Source organism: Oceanobacillus luteolus (assembly GCF_042678205.1).
In the GTDB taxonomy this organism is placed as follows: domain Bacteria; phylum Bacillota; class Bacilli; order Bacillales; family Amphibacillaceae; genus Oceanobacillus; species Oceanobacillus luteolus.
Map to the genome: position 1 here is coordinate 1 of NZ_JBHUDE010000056.1, position 602 is coordinate 602.

The following is a 602-nucleotide window of genomic DNA, read 5'->3' on the forward strand; positions in this document are numbered from 1 at the left end:
TCTACAAAACATTGGATGATTATCGATTGCATGAACAACAAGCGCTTACAAAAAAGCAAATGAATCAATTGAAAGAACTGACATGGTTAGACCAACTTTATAACCTCATCCTTTTAGGGCCGCCAGGTGTAGGTAAAACTCACTTGGCGACAGGATTAGGGATAGAAGCTATATATAAAGGCTACAAAGTATCTTTTATCTCCATGGGGGAACTGGTTCATTTGCTTAAAACGGAAGAGTTTACTAGAAAATCTCAAACACGCATGAAAAGAATTAGAGATTCCAATCTAGTTATTATTGATGATTTGATGTTTATGGCTATGGATAATCGTGAAGCTAATTTATTCTTTCATTTGATTAATGATTTATATGATAAATCATCCATTATCCTAACATCTAATAAGGCCCCTTCTGAATGGGGTGAATTATTGGGTGATCCAGGAATTACTACAGCAATCTTAGACCGAATAATTCATCGAGCAGAAGTTCTAAATTTTAAAGACGATGATAGTTACAGAATGAAAAATCGTAAGACTATTTTTAATGACGATAGTGTCCAAAATTAATTAGCGAAAAGTGTTCATTTTTACTTGACGCTTACA

1 protein-coding gene is annotated in these 602 nt (G+C 33.7%); it reads left to right on the forward strand.

All coding sequences use genetic code 11. The features are described 5' to 3' along the window. Window positions 1–566, forward strand: a 566-nt coding sequence (gene istB, locus ACFSBH_RS12085) for an IS21-like element helper ATPase IstB (protein WP_379597725.1), incomplete at its 5' end; no start/stop codon positions are given. Window positions 567–602 lie beyond the last annotated feature (36 nt).